The following is a 15,649-nucleotide window of genomic DNA, read 5'->3' on the forward strand; positions in this document are numbered from 1 at the left end:
TTACAGCAGTTTATTGCTATAAAAAGAGGGTAACTAGCATCTAGTTATCCTCTTTTTATGTTTTATTTTTGCGCAACGGCAACAGGTTTAAGCCTTATAATACCAAAGGCATTAAGTATTTTAATAATAACGTAAGTAACATCTACCTCGTACCATTTTACACCAAAATTAGCTCTACTTGCATACTTATGGTGGTTGTTATGGTAACCTTCTCCCATCATTAAAAAATCGAATCTAAAAAGGTTTTTACTCGTGTTTTTCATTTTAAAATTTACATAGCCATAAATATGTCCAAACCAGTTTATAATAACGCCATGTATTGGTGCCATTAAAAATGTAATTGGCAACAAAGCCCATTGCCAAGCGGCTGTAGTAAAGTAAACAAAAAATAAAATGTATAATGTAATCCAAAGTAATCTAGAGAATCTAGAGCTTGCAAATGCATCAAAAGATTTCCATTGTGGTACGTTTTTAGTAAACCGTTTGTCTACTGCAATACGCTCTTTATTAATGTCTTGGTAAACCGTTTTTGTGCGCCACATCATAGAAAACAAATTGTCGTCATAAGCAGGGGAGTGCGGGTCTTTTTCTGTGTCTGTATACGCGTGGTGCATACGGTGCATAACACCATAACCATATGCGCTTAAGTAACTAGACCCTTGAAAAATCCAGGTAAGTACAAAGGTAATACGCTCTGTAGTTTTAGACATTGTAAATACTTGGTGTGCGGCATAACGGTGTAAAAAGAACGACTGAAAAAACAGACCTCCATACCATAATACCAAAACAAAAATGACTATAGCCATATAACTTTTTTTTGCAAAGGTAAACGGGAGTTTTTCGCAAAACAATGAACCTAAGTCAATAAAAAGCCGCTATATGTAGGCTTATAGGCGCTTTCTTATACGGCTTAGAGCCTGTGCTGTAATACCAATGTAAGAACTTATGTACTTAAGCGGAATTACCTTTAAAAGTTCTGGTCTTTCTTTAAACAATTTTAAGTAACGTTCTTCTGCGGTTAGGTTAAGTAAGTTTTGCTCTCGTTTAGATTTTATTAAAAATAAACGCTCTGCAGTTAGCCTACCTATAAAATTACCAATTTGTGTTTTAGCGTAAACCTCTTGCAAATCGTTATAAGTTATGCTTAAAAGTGTTGTTTTTGTTAACGCTTGTAATTGGTATGCAGAGGGCTGCTGAGTTAAAAAGGAATCATATGCACTAATAAATTGGTTGTTAAAACTAAACCCAAACGTAATTTCTTTTTCTGGGTTGTCTTTTGGTATAAACAAACGCACAACACCAGTTTCTATAAAAGAAATATGATTTTCTATCTCGTTTACTTTTAAAAATATATCCTTTTTAGGAATTTCTCTACGTTGTAATTTAGAGGTAAAAAACGCCCAATCTTCATTAGAAATTGTTGCAATCTGATCTAAATATGCCTTTATCTGCTCCAAACCTTAATATTACTAGTGTTTTAAGTTGGTAAAGATACGTATTACTGTTTTTTAAAGCATCAAATTAATTAATATATAACGTATTCATATTCGTCTTGCATAAACGTGTAGACTATATGTTTTTACACTAAAACTTACCTTAATTTTAATTGTATTATTTGCAGATACAATTCAGCTAAAAATCATTTTAATTAGTACTTTAAATATTTTTTATAAATTATTTATTAATAATAAGTTACAAAAAAGAGCCTTTCTATTTTTATTGGCACTATCTTTGCACTATTGATATCAAATTATCAAATTATTAATACAATATTATTATGAGTAAAGGAACAGTAAAGTTTTTCAACGACACAAAAGGATTCGGATTTATAACTGAAGAAGGAGTAGAGAAAGATCATTTTGTACACATTTCAGGATTAGTTGATGAAATCCGTGAAGGTGACGTAGTTGAATATGACTTACAAGAAGGAAACAAAGGATTAAATGCAGTAAACGTAAAAGTTATCTAAATATATATTTCAAGTTTTTACAAAAGTCCATCATTAGTTTGATGGACTTTTTTTTATGCCCAAAAACGAGTAATTGCAATAAATGTGAGCTTATTTTAAAATGATTTGTATTTTGCTAAAAAATAGAAATAAAATGAGTGATGACAAGTTTATGCAAGAAGCTGTAAATGCAGCTTTAAAAGGAATGCAAAACAATGAAGGCGGGCCATTTGGTTGCGTTATAGTAAAAGACGGTAAAATTATAGGCAAAGGAAATAATAAAGTAACATCTACTAACGACCCAACTGCACATGCAGAGGTTACAGCAATTAGAGATGCGTGTAAAAACCTAAACTCTTTTCAGTTAGATGGTTGTATAATTTACACCTCTTGTGAGCCTTGCCCTATGTGTTTAGGAGCTATTTACTGGGCAAGACCAGAAAAAGTATACTATGGTAGTAGCCAAGCAGACGCTGCTAATATTGGTTTTGATGACGAGTTTATTTATAAAGAAATTCCGCTACCTTACAATGAAAGAAGTATACCTTTTGAGCAATTGTCTCCTGAAATTGCAATAAAGCCTTTTCAAGAATGGACTAAAAAAGAAGATAAAACAGAGTACTAATTATAAGTTACTTGGTTTTAAAGCACTACTTAAACGAGTTAAATACTGGTTTAAGTAGTGCTTTTTTATTGATTGGAGAATAAATGTATAGCGTTAACAAAAATTTTAATTACGATAATACCACAATTCCAATACCTATAATTTTGACTTTAAAAAAATAGATATGGAAAATTGGTTGTTTGCCTCAGGTGAAATTATAGGAAAAGTTATACTAAGTATTTTAGCAATTTTTACAATAGTTATTGTAATTACTAGAATATCTGGCTTACGTACTTTTGCCAAAATGTCTAGTTTTGACTTTGCATCTACCATTGCAATAGGCTCTATATTAGCGTCTATAGTTTTAAATTCTAGCCAATCTATTACTAAAGGTGCAATAGCTTTAGGTGGTATTATATTATTTCAATCTGTTTTTTCATATTGCAAACGCAATTTTGAATGGTTTAATAATTTGTTTACCAATAAACCAATGTTATTAATGGATAATGGGGAATTTATACTTAACAATTTAAGAAAAACAAATGTAGATGCTAAAGATGTCTATGCTAAGCTTAGAGAAGCTAATGTAAAAGATAAAAGCGAAGTTTTAGCCGTAATATTAGAAAGCACCGGAGATATATCTGTACTACATAAAAGTAAAGATGTTGAGCTGTCTAAAGATATTTTAACGGGTGTTAAAAAGTAAACAGACTAAAAGATATGCATTACTTTTGTACTAATTAGGTATTATAAAAACTATAATTTGTTAGAAAAAAGGCAACAATTGCCCTCAGAGCAATTAACAGATACAGACTATTTTATTTACTGCTTAGAGGCTGTAGAAGATATAGAAATTGATACGGTTACCACTGCACAAAAAAAGTTAGCAGAATTAACCAAGCAATATGGTGTAGCCAGTATTTACAAAACATGCGATACTATAGAAGGTTTAGAAGCTAGTTTAAATACATTGCTTTTAGATGATCATAACTTTAAAAATTACGAGGTAATTTACCTTGTTATTACAGGCGAGGCTAATAGTATTTGTTTAAATGATTATTACTATAGTTTACAAGAAATTGCAGAAATTTTTGAAGGAAGATTGCAAAATAAGATTCTACATTTTTCTAATGCCAAAATTTTAGATTTAGACGAAGAAGAAGCACAGTATTTTATAGATATTACAGGTGCTAAAGGTGTATCTGGTTACGGTAATGCCTACAATGGTATATCTAGTGCAGATTTAGATAAAGCATTTTTTAATTTATTTAAAGAAGATGATAATATGTTTGATGTTGTAGAAGAACTACACCAAAGACATTATAAAATGTGTAAACTATTAGATTTTAGAATGTATTACTAAATACAATTACAGCATATTAAACTGTTTATTTACTATAGCAATTATTATTTTTCTATTTTATATAGTGATAATTAGTAATACTTTTTAATAATACAATAACCACTACTTATGTGTATTAAATGTGTTTTTCACTTAAATATTTCCAATAGCGTTTAGGAACATGTTGTATATGTAGTTTCATATTTTTTCTAGAAGCAATGTTTGTGCTCTTAAAGTAATCGTTCCATAATTGCTGAAACTCTAACTCTACAGCAGCAAAAATTTCTGAAGATGTTTTGGTAGGGTCAAAGTCTGCACCTAATTCTAGCGTAATAATATCTACTTTATCTAAGTTATAATACAAGCCATACTTCCGTTTTAAATCGTAAATAAGCCATTTTTGGTCTGCATAACGTTTTTCAAAATGTCTTTTTATAAGTGGCAGTACATTAAAATCTGGTTCTATATTAGCAAAGTAAATACCATCTTTAGTTAGTTTAAAACGTACAAAAGCTTCCATTCTGTGTTTTTCTCGTCCTACGTTTTTAGTAAGTTTGGCTATCTCTAAAATATGAGCGTTTGTAAAGTCAGACCCTACATTTTTTTTAGCAGCAAAAACATACACTATTGCATTAAATAAAGTATCTTCTACAGTAGGTTTTTCACTTAAAAAGGCATAGTAAAACCTGCGTAATTCATCTGTAGACATCTTCTTTTTTAAGCCAGCCCAAACACGGTTACTTTTTTCTTGGTCTGTATACACCGTATCAAAACTTCCAAATAAAGGCTGCTGAAAACGCTGTTCTGTAACAATTTTAACGGTCTTTAATTTTAGCTCAAAAGCAGTAAAAACGGCAGTTAAAAATCCATCAAAAGTAGCGTCATAAATTAGCGTAGTTTCCATTTTAAAAATCTATCCAAAAAGGTTTAATTGGTTGCTAAGCATATCTGTATACTTACTTTTAGAATTTTGTAAAATAAGGCCTTTAATTTTCTCGGCTGTTAAATCTCTGCTTTCAAATTTGTTAGATGCACACACCAAAAAGTATTGCGCACGGTTTAAAGACACCCCAATAGCTTTTAAATGCTCCCAATTAAGTTGCCTGTACCGCCTAGCTTTTAGTATTTTGTATACAGATTTCATTCCTAAACCAGGTATTCTTGCAAGCATATGCTTATCTGCCTTGTTTACATCTACAGGAAACTCGTGCATATTACGCAATGCCCAACCCAGTTTAGGGTCAATATCTAAATCTAAATGCTGGTGTTGCTCGTTTAGAATTTCTTCAATATTAAAACCATAAAAACGTAACAACCAGTCTGTTTGGTACAGTCTGTTTTCGCGTAACATAGGTACAGGAGTGCCAATTTGCGGTAAGCGTGTATCATAACTAATAGGCACATAACCAGAGTAGTACACACGTTTTAAATTAAAATTTTTGTAAAAATAATTAGAGGTGTACATAATTTGCATATCATTTTCACCACTGGCACCAACAATCATTTGTGTACTTTGCCCACCAGGAGCATATTTTGGAGTACTTTTAATAAGTTTTTTCTCGTTTTTGTACTGTATAATTTCATTTTTCACCTTAATCATAGGTTTAATAAAATCTTCTCTATTTTTATCTGGAGCCAAAAGTTTTAACCCTTTTTTAGTCGGAATTTCAATATTTACACTAAGTCTGTCTGCATACAAACCAGCCTCACGCATTAGCTCATCACTAGCACCCGGAATAGATTTTAAATGTATGTATCCATTAAAATTTTCTTCTAAACGCAATTTTTTAGCCACAGCAACCAAACGCTCCATAGTATAGTCGGCACTTTTAAAAATACCAGAGCTTAAAAAAAGTCCTTCAATATAATTACGTCTGTAAAAATTTATAGTTAAATCTACCACCTCTTGTACTTTAAAAGCAGCACGTTTAATGTCATTACTTTTACGCGTAACACAGTAGGCACAATCAAATATACAATAGTTGGTAAGTAGTATTTTTAAGAGCGATACACAACGGCCGTCTTCTGTATACGTATGGCAAATACCAGAAGCAGATGCATTACCTAATCCCTTATTAGTGTTGGTTCTGTTGCTACCGCTAGAGGAGCATGATACATCATACTTTGCAGCATCTGCAAGGATGTTTAATTTTTCTTGTACACGTTGAAAAGACATACCTAAAAATTTAAGTTTAGACTGTAAAGATACAATGTAAACAAATAAAAAACACATTTTGTAATTAATTTATATCTCATATTATGATATATAAGTATGTAATGTACTATATTTGACACTGAAAATAATGCAGTTATGAACCGTATTAAGTACGTATTAGAAGACAAGGGTATAAAGCAAACTTGGTTAGCAGAAAAGCTAGGTAAAAGTTACAATATGGTAAATTCTTATGTACAGAATAGGAGGCAACCCAGTTTAGAATTGTTGTATGAAATTGCCCATATTTTACAAGTAGAAGCCAGAGATTTGTTAGATGGCAACCAAGCAGTTTTTAACACCAATAATACAGTTAAAACAGACACCGTTAGTATACCTTTAGTAGGCTCTGTAGCTTGCGGATTGCCAATTTTTGCAGAAGAACATATTGAAGCTAAAATTGAAGTTTCTACCAAGCTAGTAAAAAAACCTTCAGATTATTTTTTGTTAAGAGCCACAGGAGACTCTATGAACAAAAAAGGAATAAACAGTGGCGATTTACTACTTATTAAACGCCAACATACTGCAGAAACCGGAGATTTAGTACTTGCCTTGTTAGATAATGAAGCTACGGTTAAAGAGTTTATAAACAACGGTAGCAACCTTGTTTTAAAACCGCACTCTACAAACCCAAAACACCAACCAATTATTTTAACTACAGACTTTAAAGTACAAGGTGTTGTAGCAGATGTTATTAAGGTGTAGTTAAATACATAAGTTTTTTAGTATTTTCTTTTGTACAAAGCAGGAGGGAAGTAGCATTTTGTATTTAGGATAAAAGATGTTACCCATAATTAATTTTATACCATTTATAAATAAATAGTACCCAAGTATACATATCTGTAATTACACTTAAAAAAATAGTTTTACATTGTAGGAGAATTAAACAACCAAAAGTAAAGTAAACTACACTATGTGTGTTTATATGTAGTTTTGCCTAATGCGAAAAACGAAAACTACGAAATGAAAATTATAGAAAAAATCAAAATAAAGAATTTCGGACGTTTTAAAGAATTCACTCTTGGATTTGACAAATCTCTAAACCTTCTAATTGGAGACAATGAAGCTGGAAAAAGTACAATTCTTTCTGCAATTGATATCGTACTAAGTGGAAGTCGCAGTAAAGTAGAAAATTTTGGAATTGATCACCTTTTCAACACTGATGTAATTGATGACTTTCTAGCATCGGAAAAAAAATATGAAAACTTACCAATATTATACATTGAACTCTACCTAAATGACCAAGGAAACAAGGATTTGGATGGCAAGTATAACTCTGAGAATATTCCATCTCACGGAATTTTGTTAATGTGTGAACCAAGAGAAGATTTAAGCAAGGAAATTAAAGAAATTTTAGAACAGGATGACGATAATTTTCCATTTGAATACTACTCAATAAACTTTAAAACATTTTCTGGAGAAAGCTATACTGGCTATCGAAGATTTATGCAACATTTATTGCTTGACAACACGCAAATAAATAATGAATACGCAACAAAATCATATATTAAAACACTTTATCATAATAGTATAAAAGATGCTGAAAAGAACAAGCATCAAAATGAATATAGAAAACATAAAGAAAATTTTCGTACCACTGTACTAAATGAATTGAATGAGCGTATAACTGATTATTCATTCTCTGTCAGAACAAACTCTAAAGCAAACCTTGAATCTGATTTAACAATCAAAGAAGGTAACATCGAAATAGAAAATAAAGGTAAAGGAAGACAATGCTTTATAAAAACTGACTTTGCATTGCAAAAAAATGAAAATGAACTAGATATAATCCTTCTCGAAGAACCAGAAAATCATTTAAGTCATATAAATATGAAAAAGTTAATCCAAAGGATTAACGAATCAGAAAACAAACAACTGTTTGTTGCTACTCATAGTAATCTAATAAGTACTCGTTTAGATTTACGAAAAGCAGTAATGCTTAATAGTAATAGTTCGCAACCAATTCCATTAATTGCAATTCCAGAGGATACTGCTAAGTTCTTTATGAAAGCACCAGATAATAATATTTTAGAATATATTTTATCTAAAAATGTAATTCTAGTAGAAGGAGATGCCGAATTCATTTTATTAGAAGCATTTTATAAAAAAGTTACAAATAAAAAACTTGAAGATTCAGAAATTCATATAATTTCTGTTGGAGGTACTAGTTTCAAAAGATACCTAGACGTAGCTAAGCTTCTGAATATTAAAACAGCCGTAATTCGTGATAATGATGGCAACTTTCAGTTAAACTGTGTTGATAGATATTCAGATTATACAGAAGATAACATAGAAGTATTTTATGATACTGATAACGCTATTTCAACCTTTGAAATTTCTTTTTTTAAGAATAACGAAGTTATTTGCAGCGAATTATTTTTTGCTGGTCGAAAAACACTAACAGTTCAAGAATATATGCTAAAAAACAAAGCTGATGTTGCCTTTGAGTTATTGGATAAAAAAGCTGACGTTTTAGTCGTTCCAGATTATATTAAAAGAGCAATTGAATGGATAAAAGCTTAATATTAGCAGTTGCAGGTTCGGGAAAAACGACTTTAATCGTTGATAAATTAAATCTTGAAGAAAGGTTTTTATTGATTACTTACACAATTAATAATACACGAAACTTAAAAGAAGCGATTGTTACAAAGTTTGGCTATTTACCCGAAAACATCAATCTATTCTCTTATTATAATTTTCTTTATTCATTTTGCTTCAGACCCTTTTTAGGATATAAATTAAAAACCAAAGGAATTTTTTGGGACTTTACACCAGTTTTCACCAATAAACTTCCTTTAAGTAATATATCTAGGTATATGACCAAGGGAAAGCTATTATACCATAACAGAATAGCAAAACTACTTGAACAAGCAAATGTATTAGGCGATATAAATAAACGTCTATCGAAATATTATGACCACATATTAATCGATGAAATTCAGGACTTTGCTGGTCACGATTTTAACTTATTAAAAAATATATGTCAATCTGAAACAGAAATTATACTTGTAGGAGATTTTTATCAGCATACTTTTGATACAAGTAGAGATGGCAACACCAACGCTAATTTACATAGCGATTATGAGAAGTATCAAAAAATATTTGAAAAGGCAAAAATTATTCCTGATACTGAATATTTAAATAAAAGCTACAGATGCACTAAGAGTGTTTGTCAATTCATTACAGACCAAATTGGAATAGATATTCAATCACATAAAGAAATCGATAGTAATGTTATTTATCTAGATGACATAGAGGAAATCGAAACTTTATTTAATGATAATAATATTATTAAATTATTTTATCGAGAAAATTATAAATACGATTGTTATTCAAGAAATTGGGGAGATTCTAAAGGAGAGAATCATTATAATGACGTATGTGTTGTTTTAAACAAAACAACTTTAACTCACTATAGGCAAGGGAAATTATCGGAATTAAAACCTGTATCTAAAAACAAATTATATGTTGCTTGTTCGAGAGCTAACAATAATTTATATCTGATTGCTGAAGAAAAAATCAAACATTATAAAAACTAAAGCACTGGCTACAACACCATATATAATTAATGGCTGGTTTTAGCCTACATATGAATCCCTAAGCGTTAGGACTAGCGGACTTTCTATCTGTGATTTATTTGCTAAATTAGGTGCTTAAACCACTCAATAAACTATATACAAACAAGTTAGGTGCAAGTTGAAAAAACATAACAAGACAATTAATCTAATATATTTAAACTATGGATTTAATAAACAAATTATTGGGAATAGACCCAAATTATATTGTGATTGGATTAATTGCCTTTTTCTTTTCATTGGAGCAAATAATGCAATCGCCATTTAGCTTCAAAAAAAGAATTAACCATCTGTTTCAAAATGTACTGTTCCAAATTATTCTTGTGTTTTTAAATATCTTTTTTGTAACATTTCAGGTGTTTTCAATTGAATGGTTAAATGGAAACAATATTGGACTTCTATATCTGATTGAATTACCTGTTTGGGTTAAACTTTGTGTTTCTGTTGCCTTATATGACATAACAGCGTATTGGATTCATAGAGGAACCCACAAAATTCCTTTACTATGGAGATTTCATAGAGTACATCACAGTGATACAACAATGGATTCTTCAACGGTTTTTCGTTTTCATCCTATTGAATTAATTCTTGTATTTGGAGTTGGAAATATAATTACTGCTGCGCTATTTGGTACAGATGTCTTTTCTATGGCTCTGTATTATTTTATCCTTTATGTTTTTTTCTTTTTCGAACACGCAAATCTAAATTACCCAAAATGGCTGAATTCGTCTTTAGGATTATTATTTGTAATGCCAGACCATCATAGAGTTCACCATCAACAAGAACAGATATACACAGATTCAAACTATGCCGATATATTTATAATTTGGGACAGGTTATTTGGGACTTTTAAGATGATGCCAGTAGAAGATATGAAATATGGATTGGCAGAATTTGATACGGACGAAAAACAATCATTCCTCTATTTAATTAAAAGTCCTTTTATAAATATTAAAAGAATTAAAACTGATAAGAAATCTGAATAAAAAACCAGTATCTAACAATGTCTATAAGTAATTGCTAGTTCTAGCCTACTTACAAATCCCGAAGCGTTAGGACTATCGTACTTTCTATTCGGTTTTTATTTGATAACTTTAGTACTTAAACCACGTAACAAACTATATACATCAACGTTAGCAGTAATTAAAGAAAATGGGAGATTGGCATCAAGACATAGTGATTAAAGATGTTTCTAATGAAGAATTGCAAAATGTAGCGACTCAGATTATTGAATACCTGGTAGCTGAAGAAATTATAAGTACAAAAATGTCCGATAATGTTTTAGGGACTGATAAAGGATATTGTCCTGGCAGAAACTGGCAAAAAGTTGTTAAATACCCTGATGAAAAACAGTTTTTAGAACTATGGACAAATGGACTTGATGTAATTAAAAAAAGAAATATTTTTTATGCAGATGGTGGTGAATTTAACGCAATTAATTGTCCTATTTGCGGAGTAAATAATCTAGAATGTAATTGGGGAGAATTATTTGGGGAATGGCTTGAAGATCCAAAATCAGCAGATTTGGAATGTATAAAATGTAAACAATCTAATTCTATTAGTGAATATATATTTGAACCGACTTGGGCATTAAGCAATCTAGGGTTTGTTTTCTGGAATTGGCCCATTTTCAAAGACTCATTTATTGCTGAATTGAAGGAATTCACAGGAAAGAGAATTATAAAAGTGGAAGGAAAACTATGAATAAAATTGCCTAACTTACACGCTACTGCCATACCCAAGTCCGTTTGAAAAATATTAAAAAACACCAGAATAATAAATGGAATTACCTAAATATCACGAAACTTTTATACCAATTTTGGAAACATTGAATTCTATTGAATCAACTAGTAGTCGAGAATTAGCAAGAAAAGTTAGAGATAATTACTATTCAGAACTTCCAAAAGAACTTTTGGACAAAAAGACAAGTTCAGGAGCAAATGTTTTAATTGACAGAATACTTTGGGGAAAATCTTATCTGAAAATGGGTAAATTTGTATCCTACCCTAGAAGAGGAATGGTTAAAATCACGGACAAAGGAAAACAAACATTAACAAATGGTCAACTTCTTTTGTCAGATTTAAAAAATGATCCTGATTTTGTTCAACATCGCACGTCTGTTAAAAGTAAAAAAGACGATAAAACAGAATTAGAAACTGTTGATGTTGATAGTTCATCACCACAAGATTTAATAGATACTGGCTTTGAAACAATTGAAACAGAGGTTAAAACTGAACTTTTAGATAAACTTAAAGAACTTGACCCATATTTCTTTGAAAAAGTAATTTTGATATTACTTAAAAAAATGGGTTATGGAGATTTTATTGAAACTTCAAAATCAGGAGATGGTGGAATAGACGGAATAATAAATGAGGACAAACTTGGACTTGAAAAAATTTATACTCAAGCAAAAAGATATAATGAAAACAAAGTAAGAGAAAAGGATATAAGAAACTTTATTGGAGCTATGAGTGGAGACACTTCTAAAGGAGTTTTTATAACTACATCAACATTTGACGCTTCTGCAATAAAAAAAGCAAGAGAGGCACATCATTCAATTATTCTGGTTGACGGGCCAAAATTGGTAGACTTAATGCATCAGTATAATGTTGGAATACAAGTAAAAACAACATATGAAGTTAAAGAAATTGATTATGATTTCTTTGAAGGAGAATAGAGCAATCAAGCTCAACAACGTACAAGATTAATTACTAGTTTTAGCCTAAATATGAATCCCTAAGCGTTAGGACTATCATACTTTCTATCTGTGATTTATTTGCTAAATTAGGAGCTTAAACACGCAGCTAATCTTAAACAAAATTGCTGTGTGCAACCTAATAATACACTATGGACTTTAAACGAACAGGAATAATATTGTACACTATTGAGTATAAAAAATGTGTAGACTTTTATGAAAACATACTTGAATTAAACAAAATGTTTGAAACTGAAAATTTAACGTGTTTTGAATTTGGTAACTCTTATTTGATGGTAGAGCTAGATGATGAATATAACGGAACACAAACTGAATCTGAACGAATTAAGACTTGTTTACGAATGAACGTTTCAAACGTTAAAATTCTTGCAAACAAACTGATTGAAAAAAATATTGAAGTAGACTACCAAGAACACACTTGGGGAACAATTGCGAAATTTTTTGACCCAGACGGAAATTTATGTGCCTTTAAGGACAATGAAACGTTTGAAAAACAAATTGCAGACGGAATTAAAGTGAACTAAGCAGAAGAAGAGTTAACTAACACTTGTACAAGACTATTTTTATTTGCTAAATTAGGTGTGTAAACACGTTGTAAAACACTAACAAAAACATATGAAAAAGTACTATTATATAATATCAATTATTTTATTGCAATCATTGTTTGCTTGTAAAAATAACTGTACACCAGATATTACAGGAGTAAATTTAACCAATTCCATTTTTCTTACTACAATTGATTCCTTAAAAAGTGTTGATGCTAACAGTTATAGAATTGAACTTCGTTTAGATATAGATCAAATAAATAAAAGACAAGATAAAGATTGCATCCAAGGAGAAAAAGGACTAAAAAGTAATATTAAAGAGTTAAGTATTGTTTCAAATGCTAATATTTTTAATACTACAGCTGGAGAAAAAATTAATCTTGACAATTTTAGAATTTATGACTATGTCGGATTTATTTCAGATGATTACGGTGAGGATATTGATGCTAATTTTAAAAGATATAGATTAAATGAATGGATTGATATGATCAATAATGACTATAGAGATACATACGACTCAACCTTTAAGTTTTATAATAATTTTTATATCGAATTCTCAGACAAAAACCAGTCAGCAAACAATGTTAAATTCAAATTAATAGTAACACTAATGAATGGTAATGTATTTGAAGCAGAAACAAAGCCTATAAATATTACTTAACTTTAAGTTGCTAACGCATTTAATCATTAACTATAAATGCGTGTATAACTCCTGGTAACCAACCAATAATAGTTAGTATAAGACTAATTAAAAATGTTTTTCCTATTCCGTGTTTCATAAATACTGCTAATGGTGGTAGTACTATATTTAGTATAATTGTTAGTAATGACATATGTAGTTATTTTAATTAATAATTCTATTTTTCTAAGTTTTTTTTATTCTAGTTATTCTTCTTCTTTCTCATCTACCAACATCCTATGATCACTTTTCTTTAACCCAACAATGGCAATAATATTTGTAACGGTACCATATAACATTAGTATGGTAATAACCATCATTCCGCTAATAATAGAGGAGGAGAAAAGTGTTCCCCAATAAATATATTTGTACCACCAAACGGCTACGTTATCTGCTTCTGTAATTGGAATATTAAAAAACTGAAAGAGAATTAATGTACTTATAAAAAGTATGGTGTCAAACTTAGCAATACTTAATACCTGTGTATAGTGTTTCTTTTTAAGTTTTGTTTCTGTACCTGTACTTATCCCCAGTAAAGTTAATAGTAAGGCTAAAATTGTGGCAGATGCCAATATTATGGTATTACAAAGCATATTAAGACCTTGTATAGATGAACTTAACAGTTTTTTAGCCTCATAGCCCGATATGTTACCTAAAATAAAGACACCAAATGCTATAAAAATTGTTGTTACAGCACCACCTATAAAGGCGCGTTTATGATTTTTAAAAAAGTTGCTCATTTTTATATGATCTTATATCCTATGGGTTTAAAACTTCCACCATTACTATCTTTTGCAGAGCAAGCTGTTAAAGCTACAATTAAATCCATTTGGGCTTCAAAACAAACATAATCACCAGATTGTGATGTGGGTGGCTCAACTTTTATTTTCCCAGATTTATTAAAAACAACATTCATAAATATATTAAATGCAGTAGGTATATCATCTTTTTGAATACCGTAGGGCTCTAAATTTTTGTAAAGGTTTTCAAAACAACTTGGGTGGTATTCTTCAATACCGTAAAAATGTTTAAACGTTTTTCTATCACACGGTGCAAGTAAAAAATCGTTTCTACCGTTTGTATCTTCTATAATTTTTACCATTTTATTACTTCTGTTACTCCAGAGGTAATTGCCTTTTGTTAGTAAAATAGACTCTTCAAAATCTAATGTTTTACCTGAAGATACTTTCTCTTTTATATCGGTTTTATTCAAAAATAAAATGTCTGATACTTGCTTACCTTCAATATCAATAACCTTAAGTATTTGACCCTTTTTAAGTTCTAAAGCTGCTCCGGATTTTGGTGGTATAGTAATCATTTTTTATGAAATTGGTATGGACATTTCCATTTGTTATTTACTGCTCTTCCGCTATATTGTCTTGCTTCGCTACCAGCTCCAAAATCTTCTAGCATTGGATTTATAGAACCTTGATATTCCTTATCTCTACGCCTAATTAAGTCTCTTACGCGAGTATAACGATTGGTTTTACGAAGCTTATCAAACTGATTATGTAAGTTAAACACAATCATAGGAAATGGTGATGATCTTGCTTTTCTGGAAGCATTAGGATGCATACCAACTATGTAGAACGACTTGCCTAAGATGCTCATACTAAATTTTGGCGAGGATACATCAGAATCTGTACTATTATCCCATTCACAATCATCCTTACAGTGTAGTTGATACAGTAATTTCCAGAGTGCGTTTTCAAAAGCTAATTCAGTTTTAAATTCGTCATCTTTAAATACGGCAATAAAGGTTTGAAACTTTTTAGATTCATCATTAATTTCATTTAAGTAACTATTTAAATCGTTTAATAGAGTAGGGACACATTGTTTAGAAATTTTACTATAATTATGAATAGATATAGTATCATTTGCAACAACACTTTGTGCCATAACACAAGGATGATCGTCAAGAATAAATTCTTTTACCATATCATCAACAGCAGTTGTATTCTCTATTTTGTCCATTGTGTGTAATTCCATTTTTCAATGCTTTAATGCGTTTGTATCATTTTTATGCTA

General features: G+C 30.3%; 20 protein-coding genes and 1 pseudogene. 13 read left to right on the forward strand and 8 right to left on the reverse strand.

Annotated features, from left to right (window positions below; genetic code table 11):
- Positions 1–62 precede the first annotated feature (62 nt).
- Entirely contained in the window at positions 63–806 is a 744-nt protein-coding gene (locus CELLY_RS14550) for an acyl-CoA desaturase (protein WP_013622455.1), read from the reverse strand.
- Between the two features lie 81 nt (positions 807–887).
- Positions 888–1,457: a Crp/Fnr family transcriptional regulator gene (locus CELLY_RS14555; protein ID WP_013622456.1), complete on the reverse strand. Its 570-nt coding sequence runs from the start codon at positions 1,455–1,457 to the stop codon at positions 888–890.
- 320 nt (positions 1,458–1,777) lie between these two features.
- Here CELLY_RS14555 and CELLY_RS14560 point away from each other — a divergent pair, with 320 nt between their 5' ends.
- The 4 genes from CELLY_RS14560 to CELLY_RS14575 all read left to right on the forward strand — a co-directional run bounded on the left by CELLY_RS14560 (position 1,778) and on the right by CELLY_RS14575 (position 3,915).
- The gene (locus CELLY_RS14560; protein WP_013622457.1) at positions 1,778–1,969 is read left to right on the forward strand and encodes a cold-shock protein; all 192 of its coding nucleotides are present in this window, start codon (positions 1,778–1,780) and stop codon (positions 1,967–1,969) included.
- Positions 1,970–2,102: 133 nt separating this feature from the next.
- Positions 2,103–2,573: a nucleoside deaminase gene (locus CELLY_RS14565; RefSeq protein ID WP_013622458.1), complete on the forward strand. Its 471-nt coding sequence runs from the start codon at positions 2,103–2,105 to the stop codon at positions 2,571–2,573.
- Between the two features lie 163 nt (positions 2,574–2,736).
- Complete coding sequence (locus tag CELLY_RS14570) at positions 2,737–3,258, forward strand: DUF421 domain-containing protein (protein WP_013622459.1); 522 nt, start codon at positions 2,737–2,739, stop codon at positions 3,256–3,258.
- 57 nt (positions 3,259–3,315) lie between these two features.
- Positions 3,316–3,915, forward strand: coding sequence for a DUF6642 family protein (locus CELLY_RS14575; protein ID WP_013622460.1), 600 nt, complete (start codon positions 3,316–3,318; stop codon positions 3,913–3,915).
- A gap of 115 nt (positions 3,916–4,030) precedes the next feature.
- Here CELLY_RS14575 and CELLY_RS14580 read toward each other — a convergent pair whose 3' ends face one another.
- Both CELLY_RS14580 and CELLY_RS14585 read right to left on the reverse strand, forming a co-directional pair.
- Positions 4,031–4,798: a TIGR03915 family putative DNA repair protein gene (locus tag CELLY_RS14580; RefSeq protein WP_013622461.1), complete on the reverse strand. Its 768-nt coding sequence runs from the start codon at positions 4,796–4,798 to the stop codon at positions 4,031–4,033.
- Positions 4,799–4,807: 9 nt separating this feature from the next.
- Positions 4,808–6,070 (reverse strand): putative DNA modification/repair radical SAM protein, encoded by a 1,263-nt coding sequence (locus tag CELLY_RS14585; protein WP_034643945.1) that lies wholly within the window; start codon positions 6,068–6,070, stop codon positions 4,808–4,810.
- A gap of 135 nt (positions 6,071–6,205) precedes the next feature.
- Between CELLY_RS14585 and CELLY_RS17245 the strand changes: the two are divergent.
- The 9 genes and pseudogenes from CELLY_RS17245 to CELLY_RS14630 all read left to right on the forward strand — a co-directional run.
- Positions 6,206–6,382 (forward strand): annotated as a pseudogene (locus tag CELLY_RS17245) (helix-turn-helix transcriptional regulator); the annotation flags it as partial.
- Positions 6,377–6,811 carry a transcriptional repressor LexA gene (lexA, locus tag CELLY_RS17250; RefSeq protein ID WP_280505959.1) on the forward strand — a complete coding sequence of 145 codons (435 nt, stop codon included), beginning with the start codon at positions 6,377–6,379 and terminating at the stop codon, positions 6,809–6,811. The pseudogene CELLY_RS17245 and the gene lexA, both read left to right, overlap by 6 nt.
- A 258-nt stretch (positions 6,812–7,069) precedes the next feature.
- On the forward strand, positions 7,070–8,629 hold the full coding sequence (locus tag CELLY_RS14600; protein WP_042257121.1) for an ATP-dependent nuclease: 1,560 nt from the start codon (positions 7,070–7,072) through the stop codon (positions 8,627–8,629).
- Positions 8,614–9,645, forward strand: a complete 1,032-nt coding sequence (locus CELLY_RS14605; protein ID WP_013622465.1) for a UvrD-helicase domain-containing protein — start codon at positions 8,614–8,616, stop codon at positions 9,643–9,645. Before CELLY_RS14600 ends, CELLY_RS14605 begins: the two co-directional genes overlap by 16 nt.
- Before the next feature lie 200 nt (positions 9,646–9,845).
- Positions 9,846–10,667 (forward strand): sterol desaturase family protein, encoded by an 822-nt coding sequence (locus CELLY_RS14610; RefSeq protein WP_013622466.1) that lies wholly within the window; start codon positions 9,846–9,848, stop codon positions 10,665–10,667.
- A gap of 166 nt (positions 10,668–10,833) precedes the next feature.
- On the forward strand, positions 10,834–11,385 hold the full coding sequence (locus tag CELLY_RS14615) for a hypothetical protein (RefSeq protein WP_013622467.1): 552 nt from the start codon (positions 10,834–10,836) through the stop codon (positions 11,383–11,385).
- Between the two features lie 76 nt (positions 11,386–11,461).
- Positions 11,462–12,358 carry a restriction endonuclease gene (locus CELLY_RS14620; protein ID WP_013622468.1) on the forward strand — a complete coding sequence of 299 codons (897 nt, stop codon included), beginning with the start codon at positions 11,462–11,464 and terminating at the stop codon, positions 12,356–12,358.
- Between the two features lie 170 nt (positions 12,359–12,528).
- Positions 12,529–12,921 carry a VOC family protein gene (locus tag CELLY_RS14625; protein WP_013622469.1) on the forward strand — a complete coding sequence of 131 codons (393 nt, stop codon included), beginning with the start codon at positions 12,529–12,531 and terminating at the stop codon, positions 12,919–12,921.
- Between the two features lie 91 nt (positions 12,922–13,012).
- Complete coding sequence (locus CELLY_RS14630) at positions 13,013–13,603, forward strand: hypothetical protein (RefSeq protein WP_013622470.1); 591 nt, start codon at positions 13,013–13,015, stop codon at positions 13,601–13,603.
- Between the two features lie 19 nt (positions 13,604–13,622).
- On the opposite strand, the gene CELLY_RS14635 is transcribed toward CELLY_RS14630, so the two are convergent.
- Genes CELLY_RS14635 through gntA form a run of 4 tightly spaced genes read right to left on the reverse strand, consistent with a single transcriptional unit; the run spans position 13,623 to position 15,610 of the window.
- A complete protein-coding gene (locus tag CELLY_RS14635) occupies positions 13,623–13,775 on the reverse strand; it encodes a YqaE/Pmp3 family membrane protein (RefSeq protein WP_013622471.1) in 153 nt (50 codons plus the stop codon).
- A gap of 52 nt (positions 13,776–13,827) precedes the next feature.
- A complete protein-coding gene (locus CELLY_RS14640) occupies positions 13,828–14,361 on the reverse strand; it encodes a hypothetical protein (RefSeq protein ID WP_013622472.1) in 534 nt (177 codons plus the stop codon).
- 2 nt (positions 14,362–14,363) lie between these two features.
- Entirely contained in the window at positions 14,364–14,939 is a 576-nt protein-coding gene (locus CELLY_RS14645) for a DUF1989 domain-containing protein (RefSeq protein ID WP_013622473.1), read from the reverse strand.
- On the reverse strand, positions 14,936–15,610 hold the full coding sequence (gene gntA, locus CELLY_RS14650) for a guanitoxin biosynthesis heme-dependent pre-guanitoxin N-hydroxylase GntA (RefSeq protein WP_013622474.1): 675 nt from the start codon (positions 15,608–15,610) through the stop codon (positions 14,936–14,938). The genes CELLY_RS14645 and gntA overlap by 4 nt, the downstream gene beginning before the upstream one ends.
- Positions 15,611–15,649: the final 39 nt, after the last annotated feature.

The organism is Cellulophaga lytica DSM 7489 (genome assembly GCF_000190595.1).
Classification (GTDB): domain Bacteria; phylum Bacteroidota; class Bacteroidia; order Flavobacteriales; family Flavobacteriaceae; genus Cellulophaga; species Cellulophaga lytica.